This is a genomic window from Diplocloster hominis, assembly GCF_032380655.1.
Taxonomy (GTDB): Bacteria; Bacillota; Clostridia; order Lachnospirales; family Lachnospiraceae; genus Diplocloster; species Diplocloster hominis.
In genome coordinates this window covers 434,513-453,078 of record NZ_JAWDIY010000001.1, presented here as the reverse complement: position 1 = coordinate 453,078, position 18,566 = coordinate 434,513, and the positions used below count along the sequence as shown (strand labels likewise).

Genomic DNA, 18,566 nt, shown 5'->3' with positions numbered 1-18,566 from the left:
CCGGCTTCCTTCAGATTCCATTTCGCAATGGACACCCTTGCCTTCGGCTATATCCTTCCCACTACCGGGCGGATTCCGGACTTGCACCGGTTAGAAACGTGCGCCGCCAGGCGCACCAAAAAAAGTGCCCCGCCACAAGCAGAGCACTTTTTCTTTAAACTTCTTTATTCAGTTCATCTTCCAGCTGCTTAAGAACATCCTCTTCGGTCTTATCTGAGGTTTCCCGTACCTTCGCGATGCTGGCTACGGATACATCTTTTTCCTGGTCGATATTGATCAGTTTTACGCCGGAGGTCACCCTTCCAAGTTTGGAGATTCCCTTGCAGGTCATTCGGATGATCGTTCCCTCAGTGGTGATCAGCATAATTTCGTTATCCTCGTTGACTGCCTTCACACCGACCACATTTCCGGTCTTTTCCATGATCTTATAGCACTTCACGCCTTTACCGCCGCGGTTCTGGCTGTTAAACTCATCCACTCTGGTCAGCTTGCCCATACCGAACTCGGATACGATCAGAAGATATTCTCCCTGAGTATTCAGCTGCATTCCGACCACTTCGTCTCCATCTGAGAGATTCATACCGATCACACCCATAGAAGCACGCCCGGTGGGCCGCACATCCTTCTCATCAAAGCGGATACATTGTCCGTATTTGGTCACCAGAATGATGTCTTTCTCATTGTTGGTGGATTTCACCTCGATCAGTTCATCTTCTTCCCTCAGGTTGATGGCCGCCAGCCCTGTCTTTCTGACATTTTCATAGTCAGTAATCGGTGTTTTCTTAACAATTCCGTTCTTTGTGGCCATGAACAGGTATCTTCCCACCTTGTATTCCCGGATCGGAATAACCGCGGTGATATTTTCCCCGGGCGTCAGCTGAAGGAGATTGATAATAGCGGTACCTCTGGCTGTACGGCTGGCTTCCGGTATTTCATAGGCTTTTAACCGGTATACTTTTCCCTTGTTGGTGAAGAACATAATATAGTGGTGGGTCGTGGTCATTAGCAGATCCTCGATATAGTCCTCATCGATGGTCTGCATTCCGCGGATTCCTTTTCCTCCGCGGTTCTGGCTGCGGAAGTTGTCGATGGTCATCCGTTTGATATATCCCAGTTTGGTCATGGCGATCACAGTATTTTCTACCGGAATCAGGTCTTCCATGGAAATATCAAATTCGTCAAACCCGATGGAAGTTCTTCTTTCATCTCCGTATTTTTCAGAAATGATCATGATTTCTTCTTTAATCACGCCTAACAACTTCTTTTCATCTGCCAGGATAGATTTTAAATAAGCGATCTTCTCCATCAGCTCCCGGTATTCTGCTTCCAGCTTCTCCCGTTCCAAACCGGTCAGCGTACGCAGTCTCATGTCGACGATGGCCTGGGCCTGGGCATCACTTAAGGAGAACCTCTCCATCAAACGTTCTTTTGCAATGGACGTATTCTGGGAAGAACGGATAATCTGGATGACTTCATCGATATTATCCAGCGCAATCAGCAGACCTTCCAAGATATGGGCCCTTTCTTCCGCTTTGTTTAATTCGTATTTGGTTCTTCTGGTGACGACTTCTTCCTGGTGCTTGATATATAACTGCAGGATCTGGGACAGGTTCATAACCTTCGGCTGGTTGTTAACCAGAGCCAGCATGATTACCCCGAAGGTGTCCTGCAGCTGCGTATGCTTGTAGAGCTGATTCAGCATAACATTGGCATTGACATCCTTGCGCAGCTCAATGCAGATGCGCATACCTTCCCGGTCGGATTCATCCCGCAGATCAGTGATTCCATCTACCTTTTTCTCTTTTACCAGCTCGGCGATCTTTTCGATCAGACGTGCCTTATTTACCATAAACGGAAGCTCCGTTACTATAATCCGGCTCTTGCCGTTGGCCATGGCCTCGATGTCCGTGACCGCGCGGACCCGGATCTTCCCGCGGCCGGTGCGGTATGCCTCTTCGATTCCTCTGGTACCCAGGATCATAGCCCCCGTAGGGAAATCAGGCCCTTTGATAATCTGCAGTAATTCTTCGATCTGGGTGTCCCGGTCCTCCAGAATCCGGTTGTCAATTATTTTTACAACTGCTTTAATGACCTCCCGCAGGTTATGGGGAGGAATATTGGTCGCCATACCTACGGCAATACCGGAGGTTCCGTTGACCAGAAGGTTCGGATAACGGGACGGCAGGACGGCAGGCTCTTTTTCTGTTTCGTCAAAGTTGGGTACAAAATCAACCGTGTCTTTGTTGATGTCGGCCAGCATCTCCATGGAGATCTTACTCAGTCTGGCCTCCGTGTACCGCATGGCTGCCGCTCCGTCTCCGTCGACGGAACCAAAGTTTCCGTGTCCATCCACCAGCGGATATCTAGTCGACCACTCCTGGGCCATATTGACCAATGCTCCATAGATAGAACTGTCTCCGTGGGGATGATATTTACCCATTGTATCACCGACGATACGCGCACATTTACGGTGCGGTTTGTCGGGACCGTTATTCAGTTCGATCATGGAGTACAGAACTCTTCTCTGAACTGGTTTTAATCCGTCTCTTACATCCGGCAATGCCCTGGCAGCGATTACGCTCATGGCATAGTCTATGTAGGAGGTTTCCATGGTCTTCTTTAGGTCGACTTCATGCACTTTATCAAAAATATTGTCTTCCATCTGTCATTTCCTCCTACACATCCAGATTTTTCACGTATTTTGCGTTTGTTTCGATAAATTCTCTTCTGGGCTCAACCTTATCCCCCATCAGAGTCGTAAATGTCAGGTCAATTTCCGAGGATTCCTCCTCATTCATTGTAACTTTTAACAAAATTCTGCGTTCCGGGTCCATGGTGGTCTCCCAGAGCTGCTCGGCATCCATCTCTCCCAGACCTTTATAACGCTGGATCTTGTTATTTCCGTCTCTTCCGACTTCCGTCAGAATATTATTAAGCTCCGGATCACTGTAGGCATACCACACCTTTTTGTTCTTCTCCACTTTGTAAAGAGGCGGCTGTGCCAGGTACACATGGCCTTCCCGGATGAGATCCGGCATAAACCGGTAAAGGAATGTCAGCAGCAGGGTGGAAATATGCGCTCCATCCACGTCGGCATCCGTCATGATGATGATTTTGTGATAGCGGAGCTTGGTAATATCAAAGTCCTCATGGATTCCGGTACCGAAAGCCGTGATCATAGCTTTGATTTCGGCGTTGGCATAGATCCTGTCAAGCCTTGCCTTCTCCACATTCAGGATTTTACCCCGCAGCGGCAGAATCGCCTGGGTATTCCTGGACCGGGCTGTCTTCGCGGAACCGCCGGCACTGTCTCCCTCGACGATATAAATCTCACAGTTTTTCGGGTCTTTATCGGAGCAGTCCGCCAGTTTTCCGGGCAGCGCCATTCCTTCCAGCGCAGTTTTCCGCCTGGTCAGGTCTCTGGCCTTACGGGCGGCGTCCCTGGCTCTCTGGGCTAAAATGGATTTTTCCAGAATCAGTTTGGCCACGGTAGGATTCTGCTCCAGATAGATGGTCAGCTGTTCCGTGACAATATTATCAACAGCGCCTCTGGCCTCGCTGTTACCTAATTTCTGTTTGGTCTGTCCCTCAAACTGGGGATCTCCGATCTTGATACTGATGATCGCCGTCAGACCCTCCCGGATGTCCTCACCGGATAGGTTCTGCTCGCTGTCTTTTAACAATTTATTCTTTCTGGCATAATCATTAAACGTCTTGGTCAACGCATTTTTAAATCCCGCCAGATGTGTTCCACCCTCCGGTGTATTGATGTTGTTAACAAAGCTGTACGTACTCTCCGTATAGCTGTCGTTGTGCTGCATAGCAACTTCCACATAGACATCGTCTTTTGTCCCCTCACAGTAAATGATATCCGGATAAAGTTCCGTCTTGCTGCGGTTTAAGTAGGTCACAAACTCCTTGATTCCACCTTCGTAGTGGAAGGTCTTTTCGATCAGTTCCTCTTCTCTCTCATCCCGAAGAACGATCTTCAGATTTTTGGTCAGGAAAGCCATCTCCCGGAGTCTTGTCTTTAACGTATCGTAGTCAAACTCTGTCTCTTCGAATATCTTCTTATCCGGCAGGAAAGAAACTGTGGTACCGGTTTTCTCCGGCTCGCACTCTCCTACCACCTTCAGCTTATAGATTACTTTTCCCCGCTCATAGCGCTGTTTATAGATTTTCCCTTCACTGTAGATGGAGACCTCCAGCCATTCGGAAAGCGCGTTTACTACCGAGGCGCCTACTCCGTGCAGCCCGCCGGATACCTTGTATCCCCCGCCGCCGAATTTTCCGCCGGCGTGCAGGATGGTAAATACCACCTCAACGGCCGGTATGCCGGCCTTGGTATTGATTCCCACCGGAATTCCGCGCCCATTATCAATTACCGTAATGGAATTATCCGGATTAATCGTTACCACAATTGTATCACAGAATCCGGCTAACGCTTCATCCACCGCATTGTCCACAATTTCATATACCAGATGATGCAGCCCTCTTGCGGATGTACTTCCAATGTACATACCCGGCCTTTTCCGGACCGCTTCCAATCCTTCCAAAATCTGAATTTGATCTGCACCGTATTCAGAACTCATATTACTCCTCCTTAAGTGTATACAACTCCGTCCACCACCTGAAATACCCGGTCGATTTCAAACCGGTGATTTACAAAATCATCCAGCCCCGTACAGGTGATCAGCGTCTGTATTTGGTGAATACTGTTCAATAAATAGTTTTGCCTGTTACTATCTAATTCAGACAATACATCATCTAACAACAAAATTGGTGTATCGTGAATCATCTCTTTTACCAGCTCGATCTCCGCTAACTTCAGTGACAGCGCACAGGTCCGCTGCTGTCCCTGGGACCCGAACTTCCGGATATCGATCCCGCTGATTTGGAACAACAGATCATCCCTGTGTGGCCCGATAGAGGTCAGCTTGAATTTCATATCTTTTTCCAGATTTCTTTTCAACTGTTCTCTAAAAGCATTGACAGAAATATTCGGTTCGTATACCAGTTTGCATTTTTCTTTTTCGCCGGACAGCTGCCCATGGATTCTCTCCACGATGGGGCCCAGATGCTCCAGGAACTCCATCCTGCGGTTTATAATCTTTGACCCGAATTCCACCAGCTTCTCATCCCACAGAAAAAGTGTATCTTTTAAATCCGGCCGGGCCCACAGATCCTTCAGCAGTTTATTTCTCTGATTCAGGGCTCTGTTATAATTCGTCAGATCGAATAAATAAGATTTATCCAGCTGACAGAGCTCAAGATCCATAAACCGCCTGCGTTCGGCCGGTCCGTTTTTGATAATATTCAGATCCTCCGGAGAAAAAAACACATAATTGACGATGCCAAATAGTTCACTGGCTCTTTTGATTGGAATGCCGTTGATGGCGATTCCCTTGGTTTTATTTTTTTTTAAATGCATATCGACCCGGTACGATATGTCATTCTTCCGAATGATCGTACGGATATGGGACTCTTCCTGATGAAAGGCGATTACATCCCGATCCTTGCTTCCTTTGTGGGATTTTGTCGTTCCGCTTAGATAGACAGCTTCCAGTATGTTTGTTTTCCCCTGGGCATTATTTCCGTACAGGATATTGGTCCCCTCATCGAACTCCAGATGGAGGGTCTTGTAATTCCGGAAATTTTCAAGATCCATGGATTGTATAATCATGTTCCACCAGCTACTTTTTTATTTCGATCTGTTCTCCGTCAAAGGAAACGGTGTCACCGTCATAGAGTTTTTTCCCTCTTTGGCGCTCCACCTCACCGTTGACTTTCACTTCTCCGTTTAGAATCACCTCTTTGGCGTCCACGCCGGATTCTACCAGGCCGGCTGCTTTTAATGCCTGCCCTAATTTAATATACTCTTCTCTCAACTTAATTTCCACTGTTTTCCTCCAGGGGCGCGTTTACCGCGCCTTAATTCAGGTATGGGGGAACTGCTTTTTGTTCCACCGTTCCTCCAGGGGCGCATTTACTGCGCCTTAATTCAGGTATGGGGGAACTGCTTTTTGTTCCACCGTTCCTCCAGGGGCGCGTTTACCGCGCCTTTATTCAGGTATGATTATTGTTTATTCAGCGGTTAACCGCGTTAAAATTTACCGGAAGAATCAAATAGATATAAGTTTCATTTTCATCCTTGATGAAACACGGAGCCTTCGGATTCACCAGATATACGCTCACTTCCTCTTCATCTATTACTCTGAGGGCGTCGATTAAGAACTTCGGGTTAAACCCGATCAGTATATCCTTCCCCTCTTTTTCGATATCGATATTTTCATCCATAGAACCTAACTGGGAATTGATGGTCAGTTCCATATTCCCATCCTCGATATGAATGATAATGGGTTTTTTATCCCCTTCTTTGACCAGAAGGGTCGCACGGTCGATACAGTTCAGGAATTCCCTCTTGTTGATTTTGACTTTAGTCTCGTAGTCACTGGAAAGCATCTGTTCGATCCGGAAATATTCTCCCTCAATCAGACGGGAAACCACCAGGGTGGAATCAAATTCGAACACCACATGATTCTCTGTAAAGAACAGACGGATCTCATCTTCCGCTTCGCCGGACAGAATCTTGCTGACCTCCTGAAGGGTCTTTCCGGGAACGACGACTTTTTTATCCTCATATGTATCTTTTAATTCTATACGCCGGATAGAAATACGATGTCCGTCCAGGGATACGACTTTCAGCTGATTCCCTTTGATTTCAAATAATTCACCTGTCATCAGTTTATTATTTTCATTGTCGGCAATGGAGAAGATCGTCTGGCGGATCATCTCTTTGAGTGTGAATTGGGAAATGGTGACAAAGTCCGTTCTCTCTATATAAGGCAGATAAGTAAAGTCCTCACCGGATTTACCGGAAATGTTGAATTTGGCTTTCTCACAGGTAATCGTAGTCTTAAGGCTGCTGTCGGTTTCGATTACCACATCATTATCCGGAAGTTTGCGGACGATCTCAGAGAAGATCTTCGCATCCAGGGCAATGATACCCTTTTCCAGAATCTCGCCCTCGATCCGGGTCTCGATTCCCAGTTCCATATCGTTGGCGGTCAGTTTAATTTCATTTGCAGAAGCGTCAATCAGAATACATTCCAGAATCGCCATCGTGGTTTTAGATGGAACTGCTTTGGAAACGATATTAACGCCGTGAAGTAAGTTGGCCTTCGAACAGATAAATTTCATAGTGTGAATAACTCCTTTCAGGATTGCCATAGATATATTTATAAAACAAGTTCGTAGTCTTAATCTTAGGGGGTGTTCGTAAGTGGATAACCCTTCAAAAGCCTGATAAAACCTTAATCTTAAGATTTTAAAACTCTGTGAATACCCCAAAGATACCTTCAGGATAAATGTTAAGTTATACACAGACGATTTTCCGAACGGATTTTTATCAACCACAGCCCACAGGATATCAACAATTTATGTGGATAGTTTTCAACAGAAGGGGGATAACCTTCGGATTTTGTCTGGACAGTGTGTTTAAGCCGGATTAATCTTTTTTTTCAGTATGTCAATGGTACTGCGCAGGGTATCATTTTTCTTGATTTCATCCGCGATCTTGTCCGCTCCGTGAATGACGGTGGAGTGGTCCCGCTTGCCCAGAATCGTGCCGATCGCTTTTAAAGCGGTGCCGGTCATATCCCGGCACAGATACATGACGATCTGACGGGGCACCACGATTTCACTGTTTCGTTTGCTTCCTTTTATATCGGCGGAACTGATATGGAAATGCTCCGCGACTACATCGATAATCAGCTCCGGTGTAATCTCCTTTTTGGCATCAGGGGAAATGATATCCTTTAAGGCTTCCTCTGCAAATTCTATGGTGATTTCTTTTTTCTCCAGCTTCGCCAGGGCGTTCAGGCGGTTCAGCGCGCCTTCCAGCTCACGGATATTGGACTTGATATTGGTGGCAATATATTTGATAATTTCGTCGTCGATGTTATAACCGTCCATCTCTTCTTTTTTCCGGAGTATGGCCATTCTGGTCTCATAATCCGGGGAGGAGATATCGGCAATCAAACCCCATTCGAATCTGGAACGGAGTCTGGCTTCCAGTGTTTCCATATCTTTCGGCGGTTTATCACTGGATATGATGATCTGTTTTTTCAGGCCATGCAGGTGGTTAAAGGTGTGGAAAAATTCTTCCTGGGTACTTTCTTTCCCTATAATAAACTGCACGTCATCGATCAGCAGTACGTCAATATTCCGGTATTTTTCACGGAACTTGGTCATAGCTGTATTGTTACCGTTTCGAATGGCCTCGATCAGTTCATTGGTAAAGTACTCACTGGTGACGTAAAGTACCTTCTTATTCTGATCCTTGTCCAAAATGAAGTGAGCGATGGAATGCATAAGATGCGTTTTCCCCAGTCCAACGCCTCCATATAAAAAGAGAGGATTATACATCTCTCCCGGTGATTCCGCCACAGCTAAAGAAGCGGCATGTGCAAAGTTGTTGTTACCGCCGACGACGAAGGTATCGAAGGTATACTTTGGATTTAAGTTAGCCCTTTCGATGGTCTCGTTCATCTGAGGTTTGCTTTGGCTGGAAGATTTTTCGATTTCCCGGACATCTCTTGGGGTAATAAATTTGATATTATATTCTGTTCCGGTTATTTCTGCTATGGTCACTCTAAGCGGCAGCATATATTTATTTTGAATGATGGTGAGGGCCTGTTCCTGATTGACCAACAAGGTTATCTCATCATCTTCCACCCGGTATACTTTCAAAGGAAGGAGCCATGTCCGAAAGGAAACATCCATAATATCGTATTCCACACGGACAGTTTCCAAAATCTCACTCCATTTTGCTAAAATTGTGTCCATATTCAATCTCCCAATTCTTTCAACCTTTTTCATACAAGCAAAAATATCTGAATCCTGCGAATTGTAAAATCTCTCAAATATATATTAAACTAAAATATTTGATTTAGCAATGTGAAATTTGAAATGAATCAGCTGCAAAATTTTGGTTACTATTTTTGGTTATATGGGAGGGGCCTGTCCCCGGATGCCGGCCTGAAAGAGGAAAAAAGAGCCCTTTCCCCGGAAGAGAGACTGTTAGAAATAATAAGTAAATTTTGTTAATTCTCTGTGGATAAGTTGGAATAAGTAATGAAATCATAAAATTTGTCCATCACAGGTTAACCTATAATCCTTAAGTTAAAATGCTTTATGTGAATAATCAAAAAACATTATGCACATTCAAAATGCCCTGAAATTATAAGGGGTTTGTCCGAATACGAAAAGCTTTTTCACAAATTATCAGAAAATTATCCACAAGTTATCCACAAAATGTTGATAACTTTATGTAAATCTGGACAAGATGATTTTTGCGTGTGAAGAATATAGCGAAAAAATCCAGGATTTACTTGACTTTACGCGGCTATATGAATATAATTGAAATGATGTTTTCTCGACCCAAGGAAAAATTTGTGCCATAATATAATATATATTTGGTGTAGGTAAGGAGGTGCCGCGATCATGAAAATGACATTTCAGCCGAAAAAGAGATCCAGAGCGAAAGTGCATGGATTCAGACAGAGAATGAGTACAGCTGGTGGAAGAAAGGTTCTTCAAGCCAGAAGAGCAAAAGGAAGAAAAAAATTGTCAGCTTAGGCCGCAGCTAATGTGGCCTTTTCTTCTATATAGAACATCTTTTTATCCAACAGGAAATGGGAAAAGAATCCTTTTTCCTGCGGGATGTTACATATAGAAAAGGAAAAGGGCCAGACAGGGGTTTGCTGAAATAATCGGAAAATCAGGTTAATCAGACATATGAAATTTTCGGATTCGCTGAAAAAAAGCAGAGATTTTCAAACGGTGTACAAAAAAGGAAGATCCTACGCCAATAAGTGTTTGGTCTTGTATGCGTTGCCAAACCATTCAGAATTAAACAGAATTGGAATTTCAGTAAGCAAAAAAGTCGGAAACAGTGTTGTAAGGCATAGGATCACAAGAGTCATAAGAGAGTGCTACCGGCTGCATGAGGACTCTTTTCAAAATGGATGGGATCTCGTGGTGATCGCCAGGGTTGCCGCGAAAGAGAAAAGTTATCAGGAGTTAGAACAGGCGTTGCTGCATTTGGGCAGGCTCCACGGGTTGGTTACCGTGGATGAGGAAAAAGGAGAGCGATGAAATGAAGAAGGTATTGATTCATTTGATCAGGGGTTATAAGAAATATATTTCTCCTTATTTAAGAGGATCGATTCAGTGCATTTATATTCCGACCTGCTCGGAGTATGGGATCGAAGCAATTACAAAGTATGGGGCACTGAAGGGCGGATACCTTACTATTCGAAGAATTCTGCGGTGTAATCCATTTGCGAAAGGTGGATATGACCCTGTTCCATAACACGAGGAGGTTATTCTTTTGCCAGGAATATTATTAACACAAAGCAATACATTTATCATCGGACCGATCGCCAAAGTGCTCGGCTGGATTTTGGACAAGATTTATATTTTTCTGGATACGGTATTTCATGTACAGAATATCAGCGTTTGTATCATAATCTTTACCTTTGTTATTTACATGTGTATGCTTCCGCTGACGATCAAACAGCAGAAGTTTTCCAAGCTTTCCGCGAAAATGAATCCCGAACTGATGGCGATTCAGAAGAAATATAAGAATAAAAAAGATCAGAATTCCATGATGGCTATGAATGAAGAGACAAAGGCGCTGTATGCGAAGTACGGGGTATCCCCGACAGGCGGCTGCCTGCAGCTGGTCATTCAGATGCCGATCCTGTTTGCGCTGTACCGGGTTATCATGAATGTGCCCGCTTATGTGGCCAGTGTAAAAGATATGTTTATGGGATTAGTGGACCATATATATTCGATTCCCAATTATCAGGATCTGGTTACCGAGCTGGCGAAAAACGCTAAGGTGATGACGACGAACTTCGATACGGCCGAAGCGGCGAAGAATACCATCGTCGATGTGCTGTATAAGCTGCAGTCGGCGGATTGGAGCACACTGTCCGCAAAGATCACGGATTTTGCCGGCGGGGCCCAGTCAGGCCTGGAGCAGTTGGTATCCAGTACATCCCAGCAGCTGACCCATATCAATAATTTCTTTGGTATTAATATTGCTGACGCGCCGTGGACGATTATTAAGACAGAGATAGCTACAGGGATTGGGATCGGAATTGTAATCGCTATCGCGATACCGGTGTTATCTGCTCTGACTCAGATGCTGAGTATCAAGTTAATGCCTCAGCCGGCTGCTACAGGCGATAACAATACTATGAACAGCACCATGAAGTCCATGAACCTGATGATGCCGATTATGTCAGCGGTATTTTGTTTTACATTCCCCATTGGTCTTGGTATATACTGGGTAGCCAGTGCGGTGGCCAGAGCCATGCAGCAGTTTGCGATCAATAAATATATGGATCGCGTGGATATCGAACAGCTTATCGCAAAGAATGCGGAGAAAGCTGCCAAGAAGAGAGAGAAAAAAGGTCTGCCTCCGCAGAAGGTAAACACAGTGGCCAGACAGAGCCTGAGAAATATCGAGGATACTTCGGTTAAGAAGAAGGCGATGAGTTCGGAAGAGCGGGAAGCTGCCATTCAAAAGTCTACGGATTACTATAAGAATAATGAGGCGAAACCGGGAAGTATCGCTTCTAAGGCCAGGATGGTACAGCAATTCAATGAGAAAAATAAAAAGAAATAGGGGGTTTTCTTATGGATTATATGGAAGTCAGTGCGAAAACGGTAGAAGATGCAATCTTAGAAGCTGCGATTAAGCTGGAGACTACCAGAGACAAACTGGAATATGAAGTATTGGAAAAAGGATCCACGGGTTTTTTGGGATTTAACAGTAAACCGGCTGTCATTAAAGTCCGTAAGATCGTAACATTGGAGGATCGGGCGGCTGATTTCTTAAAGGGTATGTTCGATGCCATGAATATGATGGTGGAAACGAAGATTGTCTATGATGAGGCTGATAAAAATATGGATATTGAACTGATCGGAAAGGATATGGGGATTCTGATCGGTAAGAGAGGACAAACCCTGGATTCCATTCAATATCTGGTAAGCCTGGTGGTGAATAAAGGAACGGAAGATTATATCCGGGTGAAAGTGGATACGGAGGATTACCGCAGACGCAGAAAAGAAACTCTGGAGAATCTGGCCAAGAATATCGCGTTTAAAGTGAAGAGGACGAAAAAACCCGTATCTTTGGAACCGATGAATCCTTATGAGAGAAGAATTATTCATTCAGCTCTCCAGAATGATAAATATGTGACGACCCACAGTGAAGGGGAGGAACCTTTCCGCCGGGTAGTCGTAACATTAAAGAGATAAGATCCTACAAAAGAGGATACAGGAACGGCGGCCTTCAGGATAGGGAGGGCCGCTTGTTGTGTCTATATGCGAATCTATATATTTGAAGCGGAATTTAGGTGATAAGAATGAATACACAGGAAACCATAGCGGCAATAGCAACTGGGGGGGCCAACTCCGGGATCGGCATTATCCGGATCAGCGGAGGAGATGCGGTCAAGGTCGCGGACCGAATCTATCGTTCACCGAAGAAGAAATGTCTGAAAGAGGCAGAGTCCCATACGGTACACTATGGGTTTATTGTTGAGGAAGATGAGATATTGGATGAAGTCCTGGCCATTGTCATGAAGGGTCCTTCTACTTATACCGGTGAGGATACGGTGGAGATCGACTGTCATGGCGGGATGCTGGTAATGGAAAGGATTCTTAAAGCGGTAATCAGGAATGGGGCCAGGCTGGCACAGCCGGGAGAATTTTCTAAGAGGGCGTTTTTAAATGGAAAGATGGATCTGTCCAAGGCGGAGGCAGTTATGGACCTGATCCAGGCGAAGAATGAGTATGCCCTGAAAAGTTCGGTAAGTCAGCTGCGCGGGGTCCTATATGATAAAATAACAGGCGTGCGCCAGGAGATTTTGCATGAAATCGCGTTCATAGAGGCAGCTTTGGATGATCCTGAACATATGAGTCTGGAAAATTATCCGGAAGAACTGGATGAAAAGGTACAGAAGCTGGAAGGTGAGCTGGTACGGTTAATGGATTCCTTTCAGAACGGCAGGATGATCCGTGAAGGAATCAAGACGGTAATCGTGGGTAAGCCAAATGCCGGTAAATCATCCCTTCTGAATCTGCTGTTGGGCGAGGAGAGAGCCATTGTCACAGATGTGGCGGGGACTACCAGGGATATTCTGGAGGAAAATATGAATCTCTCGGGCATCAGCCTGAATATCGTGGATACGGCGGGTATCCGTTCTACGGATGACCAGGTTGAAAAAATAGGGGTAAGCAAAGCCAGATCTTATGCCATGGATGCGGATCTGATTATCTATGTGGTGGATTCCTCCACCCCGCTGGATGAGAGCGATGAGGAAATCATTGAACTCATACGGGATCGTAAGGCATTGGTTTTATTGAACAAGACGGATTTGGATGCGGTTACTACGGAGGAAGAACTCGGGAAAAGAGTCAGCCATAAGATCATTCCGATCTCGGCAAAAGAGCGGACCGGAATGGATAATCTGGAAACAGCCTTGAAGGATATGTTTTTTCACGGAGAAATATCATTTAATGATCAAGTATATATTACAAATGTAAGACATCAGCGTGCCATTGAGGAAGCGTTAGACAGCCTGAAGCTTGTGGAACAAAGTGTCCGGGATGGGATGCCGGAGGACTTTTATTCCATTGACCTGATGAATGCCTGTGAGGCATTGGGAGCCATTACCGGAGATACGGTGGGAGAGGATCTGGTCAATGAGATTTTCAGTAAGTTCTGTATGGGTAAATAGAAGGTGGAGAATATGCCAGTAGTGGAAGAATATTGTGATATCGTAGTGGTAGGAGCGGGACATGCCGGATGTGAAGCGGCTTTGGCGGCTGCCAGGCTTGGATTGGAAACCATGATGTTTACCGTCAGTGTGGACAGTATTGCGCTGATGCCCTGTAATCCGAATATAGGAGGCAGCTCCAAAGGGCATTTGGTGCGGGAGATAGATGCCCTGGGCGGAGAGATGGGAAAGAATATAGATAAAACGTTTATCCAGTCTAAGATGCTGAATGTATCGAAGGGACCGGCGGTACATTCCCTGAGAGCGCAGGCGGATAAAGCGGAGTACAGCCGGAGTATGAGAAAAGTGCTGGAAAATACAGACCATCTGCAGATCAAGCAGATGGAGGTGGTGGAGCTGTTGGCGGAGAATGGTGCGATCACCGGGGTAAAGACTTATTCCGGGGCTGTTTATCATGCAAAAGCTGTAATTTTATGTACCGGAACTTACTTAAAGGCCAGGTGCATCTATGGAGAAATCAGCAGTTATACCGGGCCTAACGGTCTGCAGGCCGCTAATTATCTTACGGATTCGCTGAAAAAGCTGGGGGTTAAGATGTATCGCTTTAAAACAGGTACCCCCGCCAGAATTGATAAAAGATCCATTGACTTCGGGAAAATGGAAGAACAGTTTGGTGATCCGCAAGTGGTTCCATTTTCTTTTACGACGGACCCGGAGGATGTACAGATCGATCAGGTTTCCTGCTGGCTGACTTATACGAATGAAGACACGCATGAAATTATCCGGCAGAATCTGGACCGCTCGCCTCTGTATTCCGGTATGATCGAGGGAACCGGGCCCAGATATTGTCCTTCCATAGAAGATAAGGTAGTTAAATTTTCGGATAAGAACCGGCATCAGGTTTTTATTGAACCGGAGGGAATACACACCAATGAAATGTATGTGGGAGGCATGTCAAGTTCGTTGCCTGAGGATGTACAGCAGAAAATGTACCGGACGGTACCCGGACTGGAGCATGTAAACATCGTGAGAAACGCATATGCCATCGAATACGACTGTATCGATGCAAGACAGTTAGATCCCACATTGGAGTTTAAAAATATAAAGGGATTATTCAGCGGAGGGCAGTTTAACGGAAGTTCCGGATATGAGGAGGCAGCGGCACAGGGTCTGATCGCGGGAATCAACGCGGCTTTAAAAATTTTGGGAAAAGATATGGTGATATTAGACCGGTCGGAGGCATATATAGGAGTGCTGATCGACGATCTGGTGACGAAAGAGAACAGAGAGCCTTACCGTATGATGACATCCCGGGCGGAATACCGGCTTCTGCTTAGACAGGATAATGCGGACCTGCGGCTTACACAAAAAGGATATGAGATCGGATTAATTCCGCGAGAGCGCTATGAGAATTTGTTAGAAAAGGAACGCAGGATTGAGGAAGAAGTGTGCCGGGTAGAACAGGTCCATATAGGGGGCACAAAACAGGTACAAGATCTGCTGCTGAATTTGGAAAGTACACCGTTGAAGTCGGGTACTACGCTGGCGGAATTGATCCGGCGCCCGGAATTGGGATATCAGGTATTAGGGCCAATCGATCCGGAGAGGCCTGATCTGCCAAAAGACGTACAGGTACAGGTCGAGATCAACTTAAAATATGAGGGATATATCCGGCGGCAGTTAAAACAGGTCGAACAGTTTAAAAAGCTGGAGAAGAAGAAGCTGCCTCCGGACCTTGATTATGATCAGATATCTTCGCTGAGAATAGAAGCGAAGCAGAAGTTAAAGGAATACCGGCCGGTCTCTATTGGGCAGGCATCCAGAATTGCTGGAGTGTCTCCGGCAGATATTTCTGTTTTATTAGTACATCTGGAACAGTACAGGAGAAATCAGGAGCAGTCCAGGTGATAGCGGAATCGTGTATGTATTATAGGAACAGTATAGGGCAAACGGGCGCAGAGCGGGAGATGAGTATGGAAGACAGAGAGATAGAACTTCTCTATGACAGTACAATATTTGAAAAAGATCTGGAAGGCTGTGGCATTCAGTTAACCAGAAAACAGGTCCGCCAGTTTCAGGATTATTATGATCTGTTGGTCGAGACGAATAAGGTAATGAATCTTACAGGAATTACGGAGTATCATGAAGTGATGAAGAAACACTTTGTGGACAGTGTATTACTGAACCGAGTGGTTGACATAAAAAATATTCACAGGGTAATAGATGTAGGGACGGGAGCAGGTTTTCCCGGTATTCCATTAAAAATCGTTTATCCACATTTAAAGGTGGTATTATTGGATTCTTTGAACAAAAGAATTGGTTTTCTGGGGCAGGTTGTGGATAAGCTTGAGTTAAGGGATGTGAATTTGGTACATGGGAGAGCGGAAGATTATGCCAGGGATGTGAAATATCGTCAGCAGTTTGATCTCTGTGTATCCAGGGCCGTGGCAAATCTGGCATTGCTGTCTGAGTATTGCATTCCTTATGTGAGAAAGAGCGGTTGTTTCGTGGCTTACAAATCCGGGGATATCAAAGAAGAGGTGACAGCAGCCAAGAAGGCGGTTGGAATTTTAGGAGGGAAAATAGAACAGGAAGAGATGTTCCAGCTTCCTGATACCGATATATCACGTTCATTTGTGGTGATAAGAAAAATAAAAGATACGCCCAAAGGTTATCCCCGAAAGGCCGGAATTCCTAAGAAAGATCCGATTATATAAAGAGGCGAATCTTAATTATGAAAAAAGTGCCTGTTCCTCGGAAGTTGACTTTAGATAAGTCGACGTCCGGGGAACAGGTACTTTTCATTCTGGTTTACTTCTATTCTTATAATTCACTGATAGGAGCCAGTCTCTCCCAAGTTTTAAGGCATCCGTGATAATATAAATCAAGCTTATGTTATAAAATGCATATTAATCCAAAAATATTTTTATTTGATTATAAAGGGCAACAGGATTCTCCAGTTGAGGTAAGTGCCGGGTATTTCTGATTTGTGTTGTTTCTATGGCAGGATTGTAGTACGTGTATTCTTTCAGTATTTGATCAATGTCTGTTTCTTCTTCTCCCCCAACCAGGTAAATGCTGTTATCTAATTCTTTTAACGCATGAAGAATATTTATATTCGTGTATTTTCCCTCCATGCTGGCAAATAAATGTCTGGAAGTGGATTTGCCGAGATGACATGCTTCATGATAGGCAAATATATCCTTTTCATTTATGGAAGAGATATTGTAGTAATATTTGTTACGGAAAGATTCTCCGATTTTATCTTTTGAATGAAGCATATTGTAAGTAAACATACCCAGAATCGGCAGCTCTAAATAAAATTTCCAGGCCTTAGATTTTTTGGTTGGAATCTGATTTAATGCTTGAAGGCTGTCCGGATTTATAATGATGATTTTTTGTATGAGCTCAGGATCATTATGGCAGGCCATGATGATAAAAGAACCTGATGCACCTGTAGCTATGATATCTGTCTTTCGGCAGATAATATTCTTTATAAAATCAGAGACCATCTGTACGTACAGATAATTGGTATATGTTAAATTTGGTTTATCTGATCTTCCGCAGCCGAGCAGGTCTAAGGCATATACAGTATAGTCTTTTGACAATAACTGTATCATATGTTTCCATTCGTATGCCGATGAGGTGGCGTTCAGGTCGTGAATTAGCAACAATGGTTTTCCGGAACCTTGTTTTGTATAATAGATTTTTCCAAAGCGCCAGTCATAATAATAACCTCTTGTTTTACCTAATATATTATCAGATATAGAAAGAGCATTTATTAGTTTATTTATACAGAACAGTGCTCCGGTAGCAGCAACCGTCGTGAGGGCTATTGTTTTAATTTGTTTGTTCATCACTCAGCCTCCTTTATCTGTTTCTATCTCTGTATATTATAATCTAAATGAAGCTTACTTACAAATATATTTTCAAAAATTAAGATAGTTTTTAGAAAATTTGGAAATAAGCTTTCTTTAAATTTGGTATTGGTATATGATATAGAAAAGATTGTTTGAAGTTAGTAAAGAGTTATATGTATGATTATATATATTTAGATTTGGATTACTTCTATGCAATTGAAACTATGCACAAGAAGCTATAAAAGCTTTAAAAAGTCTGATATATAATAGTTGTGCTCGAAAAACTCGTTGACTATTTTTCGTGCTTCGTGAGTAAGCAATCAAAGTACGGGTATTCAGGTACGGGTGCTAAGTGTTCATGGCTGTAAAAAAGGTTATCTTATACATTATGTCTTAAAAGATAAGGAATATGCAAATGGTGAATGAATATTTCGATCGAACTTATGATGAGTGTAAAACGGAATATGATAGACAATTGGAAATGTTAAATCAGTATCGGCGCCAATTAGAAGATATTCATAAAATGATGGAGTTTGAAAAAGTTCAGGAAGATAATGATGATAGAATATTTTCTCCCTATGAAGAGGATTGTTTTAATCAGGAAAATTATAAAAAACTGACAGAAGAAGAGTCAGAAGTATTAAACAAGATAAAAGAATTAGAAATCGAAGTTTTAAATTGGAAAAGTAAATTGGAATCTTTGCGGGAAGTACAACAACAATGGAATGAGGAGACAAATGATTTAAAAGTAAAAAATAAAATTGATATAATTAGTAAACTAGAGTATTGTTTGAAATTAATTGACTTAGATCCTGTTAGATGTAAATTGGAGTTAAAAAGTTTGTTAAAATTACTAAAAGATTTGGAATAATAATGTTTCACGTGAAAC

At 43.9% G+C, this 18,566-nt stretch carries 16 protein-coding genes; 9 read left to right on the top strand and 7 right to left on the bottom strand.

Features of this window, described 5'->3' with window-relative positions; all coding sequences use genetic code 11:
• Positions 1–154: 154 nt before the first annotated feature.
• From gyrA to dnaA, 6 genes are all read right to left on the bottom strand, one after another.
• On the bottom strand, positions 155–2,662 hold the full coding sequence (gene gyrA / locus ABC831_RS01810; RefSeq protein WP_343246578.1) for a DNA gyrase subunit A: 2,508 nt from the start codon (positions 2,660–2,662) through the stop codon (positions 155–157).
• Between the two features lie 13 nt (positions 2,663–2,675).
• The gene (gyrB, locus tag ABC831_RS01805; protein WP_343246577.1) at positions 2,676–4,592 is read right to left on the bottom strand and encodes a DNA topoisomerase (ATP-hydrolyzing) subunit B; all 1,917 of its coding nucleotides are present in this window, start codon (positions 4,590–4,592) and stop codon (positions 2,676–2,678) included.
• Between the two features lie 11 nt (positions 4,593–4,603).
• On the bottom strand, positions 4,604–5,683 hold the full coding sequence (gene recF, locus ABC831_RS01800) for a DNA replication/repair protein RecF (protein ID WP_343246576.1): 1,080 nt from the start codon (positions 5,681–5,683) through the stop codon (positions 4,604–4,606).
• 10 nt (positions 5,684–5,693) lie between these two features.
• The gene (locus ABC831_RS01795; protein WP_343246575.1) at positions 5,694–5,900 is read right to left on the bottom strand and encodes an RNA-binding S4 domain-containing protein; all 207 of its coding nucleotides are present in this window, start codon (positions 5,898–5,900) and stop codon (positions 5,694–5,696) included.
• Positions 5,901–6,087: 187 nt separating this feature from the next.
• Positions 6,088–7,200 (bottom strand): DNA polymerase III subunit beta, encoded by a 1,113-nt coding sequence (dnaN, locus tag ABC831_RS01790; protein ID WP_343246574.1) that lies wholly within the window; start codon positions 7,198–7,200, stop codon positions 6,088–6,090.
• Between the two features lie 297 nt (positions 7,201–7,497).
• The gene (gene dnaA, locus ABC831_RS01785) at positions 7,498–8,847 is read right to left on the bottom strand and encodes a chromosomal replication initiator protein DnaA (protein WP_343246573.1); all 1,350 of its coding nucleotides are present in this window, start codon (positions 8,845–8,847) and stop codon (positions 7,498–7,500) included.
• Between the two features lie 657 nt (positions 8,848–9,504).
• On the opposite strand from dnaA, the gene rpmH reads away from it, so the two are divergent.
• The 8 genes from rpmH to rsmG all read left to right on the top strand — a co-directional run bounded on the left by rpmH (position 9,505) and on the right by rsmG (position 16,534).
• On the top strand, positions 9,505–9,639 hold the full coding sequence (rpmH, locus tag ABC831_RS01780; protein ID WP_158350451.1) for a 50S ribosomal protein L34: 135 nt from the start codon (positions 9,505–9,507) through the stop codon (positions 9,637–9,639).
• A 159-nt stretch (positions 9,640–9,798) separates the two neighbouring features.
• Complete coding sequence (gene rnpA, locus ABC831_RS01775; RefSeq protein ID WP_343246572.1) at positions 9,799–10,158, top strand: ribonuclease P protein component; 360 nt, start codon at positions 9,799–9,801, stop codon at positions 10,156–10,158.
• A 1-nt stretch (position 10,159) separates the two neighbouring features.
• Positions 10,160–10,375 (top strand): membrane protein insertion efficiency factor YidD, encoded by a 216-nt coding sequence (gene yidD / locus ABC831_RS01770; RefSeq protein ID WP_238721817.1) that lies wholly within the window; start codon positions 10,160–10,162, stop codon positions 10,373–10,375.
• Positions 10,376–10,393: 18 nt separating this feature from the next.
• The gene (locus tag ABC831_RS01765; RefSeq protein ID WP_343246571.1) at positions 10,394–11,698 is read left to right on the top strand and encodes a YidC/Oxa1 family membrane protein insertase; all 1,305 of its coding nucleotides are present in this window, start codon (positions 10,394–10,396) and stop codon (positions 11,696–11,698) included.
• Positions 11,699–11,709: 11 nt separating this feature from the next.
• Positions 11,710–12,333: an RNA-binding cell elongation regulator Jag/EloR gene (gene jag, locus ABC831_RS01760; RefSeq protein WP_343246570.1), complete on the top strand. Its 624-nt coding sequence runs from the start codon at positions 11,710–11,712 to the stop codon at positions 12,331–12,333.
• 107 nt (positions 12,334–12,440) lie between these two features.
• Positions 12,441–13,817: a tRNA uridine-5-carboxymethylaminomethyl(34) synthesis GTPase MnmE gene (mnmE, locus tag ABC831_RS01755; RefSeq protein ID WP_343246569.1), complete on the top strand. Its 1,377-nt coding sequence runs from the start codon at positions 12,441–12,443 to the stop codon at positions 13,815–13,817.
• A gap of 12 nt (positions 13,818–13,829) precedes the next feature.
• Positions 13,830–15,725, top strand: a complete 1,896-nt coding sequence (gene mnmG / locus ABC831_RS01750) for a tRNA uridine-5-carboxymethylaminomethyl(34) synthesis enzyme MnmG (protein WP_425524552.1) — start codon at positions 13,830–13,832, stop codon at positions 15,723–15,725.
• Between the two features lie 65 nt (positions 15,726–15,790).
• Entirely contained in the window at positions 15,791–16,534 is a 744-nt protein-coding gene (rsmG, locus tag ABC831_RS01745; RefSeq protein WP_343246568.1) for a 16S rRNA (guanine(527)-N(7))-methyltransferase RsmG, read from the top strand.
• A 192-nt stretch (positions 16,535–16,726) separates the two neighbouring features.
• Here the strand turns inward: rsmG and ABC831_RS01740 are convergent, their stop codons facing one another.
• Complete coding sequence (locus tag ABC831_RS01740; RefSeq protein WP_343246567.1) at positions 16,727–17,674, bottom strand: alpha/beta fold hydrolase; 948 nt, start codon at positions 17,672–17,674, stop codon at positions 16,727–16,729.
• A gap of 418 nt (positions 17,675–18,092) precedes the next feature.
• Between ABC831_RS01740 and ABC831_RS01735 the strand changes: the two genes are divergently transcribed.
• Positions 18,093–18,548 (top strand): hypothetical protein, encoded by a 456-nt coding sequence (locus ABC831_RS01735; protein ID WP_343246566.1) that lies wholly within the window; start codon positions 18,093–18,095, stop codon positions 18,546–18,548.
• The last annotated feature ends 18 nt before the right edge of the window (positions 18,549–18,566 follow it).

What these genes read in the sequence shown, in the direction of transcription:
- dnaA (WP_343246573.1), bottom strand. Translation starts at nt 8,847, where the DNA reads ATGGACACAATTTTAGCAAAATGGAGTGAGATTTTGGAAACTGTCCGT.
- jag (WP_343246570.1), top strand. Translation starts at nt 11,710, where the DNA reads ATGGATTATATGGAAGTCAGTGCGAAAACGGTAGAAGATGCAATCTTA.
- recF (WP_343246576.1), bottom strand. Translation starts at nt 5,683, where the DNA reads ATGATTATACAATCCATGGATCTTGAAAATTTCCGGAATTACAAGACC.
- gyrA (WP_343246578.1), bottom strand. Translation starts at nt 2,662, where the DNA reads ATGGAAGACAATATTTTTGATAAAGTGCATGAAGTCGACCTAAAGAAG.
- rnpA (WP_343246572.1), top strand. Translation starts at nt 9,799, where the DNA reads ATGAAATTTTCGGATTCGCTGAAAAAAAGCAGAGATTTTCAAACGGTG.
- ABC831_RS01735 (WP_343246566.1), top strand. Translation starts at nt 18,093, where the DNA reads ATGGTGAATGAATATTTCGATCGAACTTATGATGAGTGTAAAACGGAA.
- mnmE (WP_343246569.1), top strand. Translation starts at nt 12,441, where the DNA reads ATGAATACACAGGAAACCATAGCGGCAATAGCAACTGGGGGGGCCAAC.
- rsmG (WP_343246568.1), top strand. Translation starts at nt 15,791, where the DNA reads ATGGAAGACAGAGAGATAGAACTTCTCTATGACAGTACAATATTTGAA.
- mnmG (WP_425524552.1), top strand. Translation starts at nt 13,830, where the DNA reads ATGCCAGTAGTGGAAGAATATTGTGATATCGTAGTGGTAGGAGCGGGA.
- ABC831_RS01740 (WP_343246567.1), bottom strand. Translation starts at nt 17,674, where the DNA reads ATGAACAAACAAATTAAAACAATAGCCCTCACGACGGTTGCTGCTACC.
- rpmH (WP_158350451.1), top strand. Translation starts at nt 9,505, where the DNA reads ATGAAAATGACATTTCAGCCGAAAAAGAGATCCAGAGCGAAAGTGCAT.
- gyrB (WP_343246577.1), bottom strand. Translation starts at nt 4,592, where the DNA reads ATGAGTTCTGAATACGGTGCAGATCAAATTCAGATTTTGGAAGGATTG.
- dnaN (WP_343246574.1), bottom strand. Translation starts at nt 7,200, where the DNA reads ATGAAATTTATCTGTTCGAAGGCCAACTTACTTCACGGCGTTAATATC.
- yidD (WP_238721817.1), top strand. Translation starts at nt 10,160, where the DNA reads ATGAAGAAGGTATTGATTCATTTGATCAGGGGTTATAAGAAATATATT.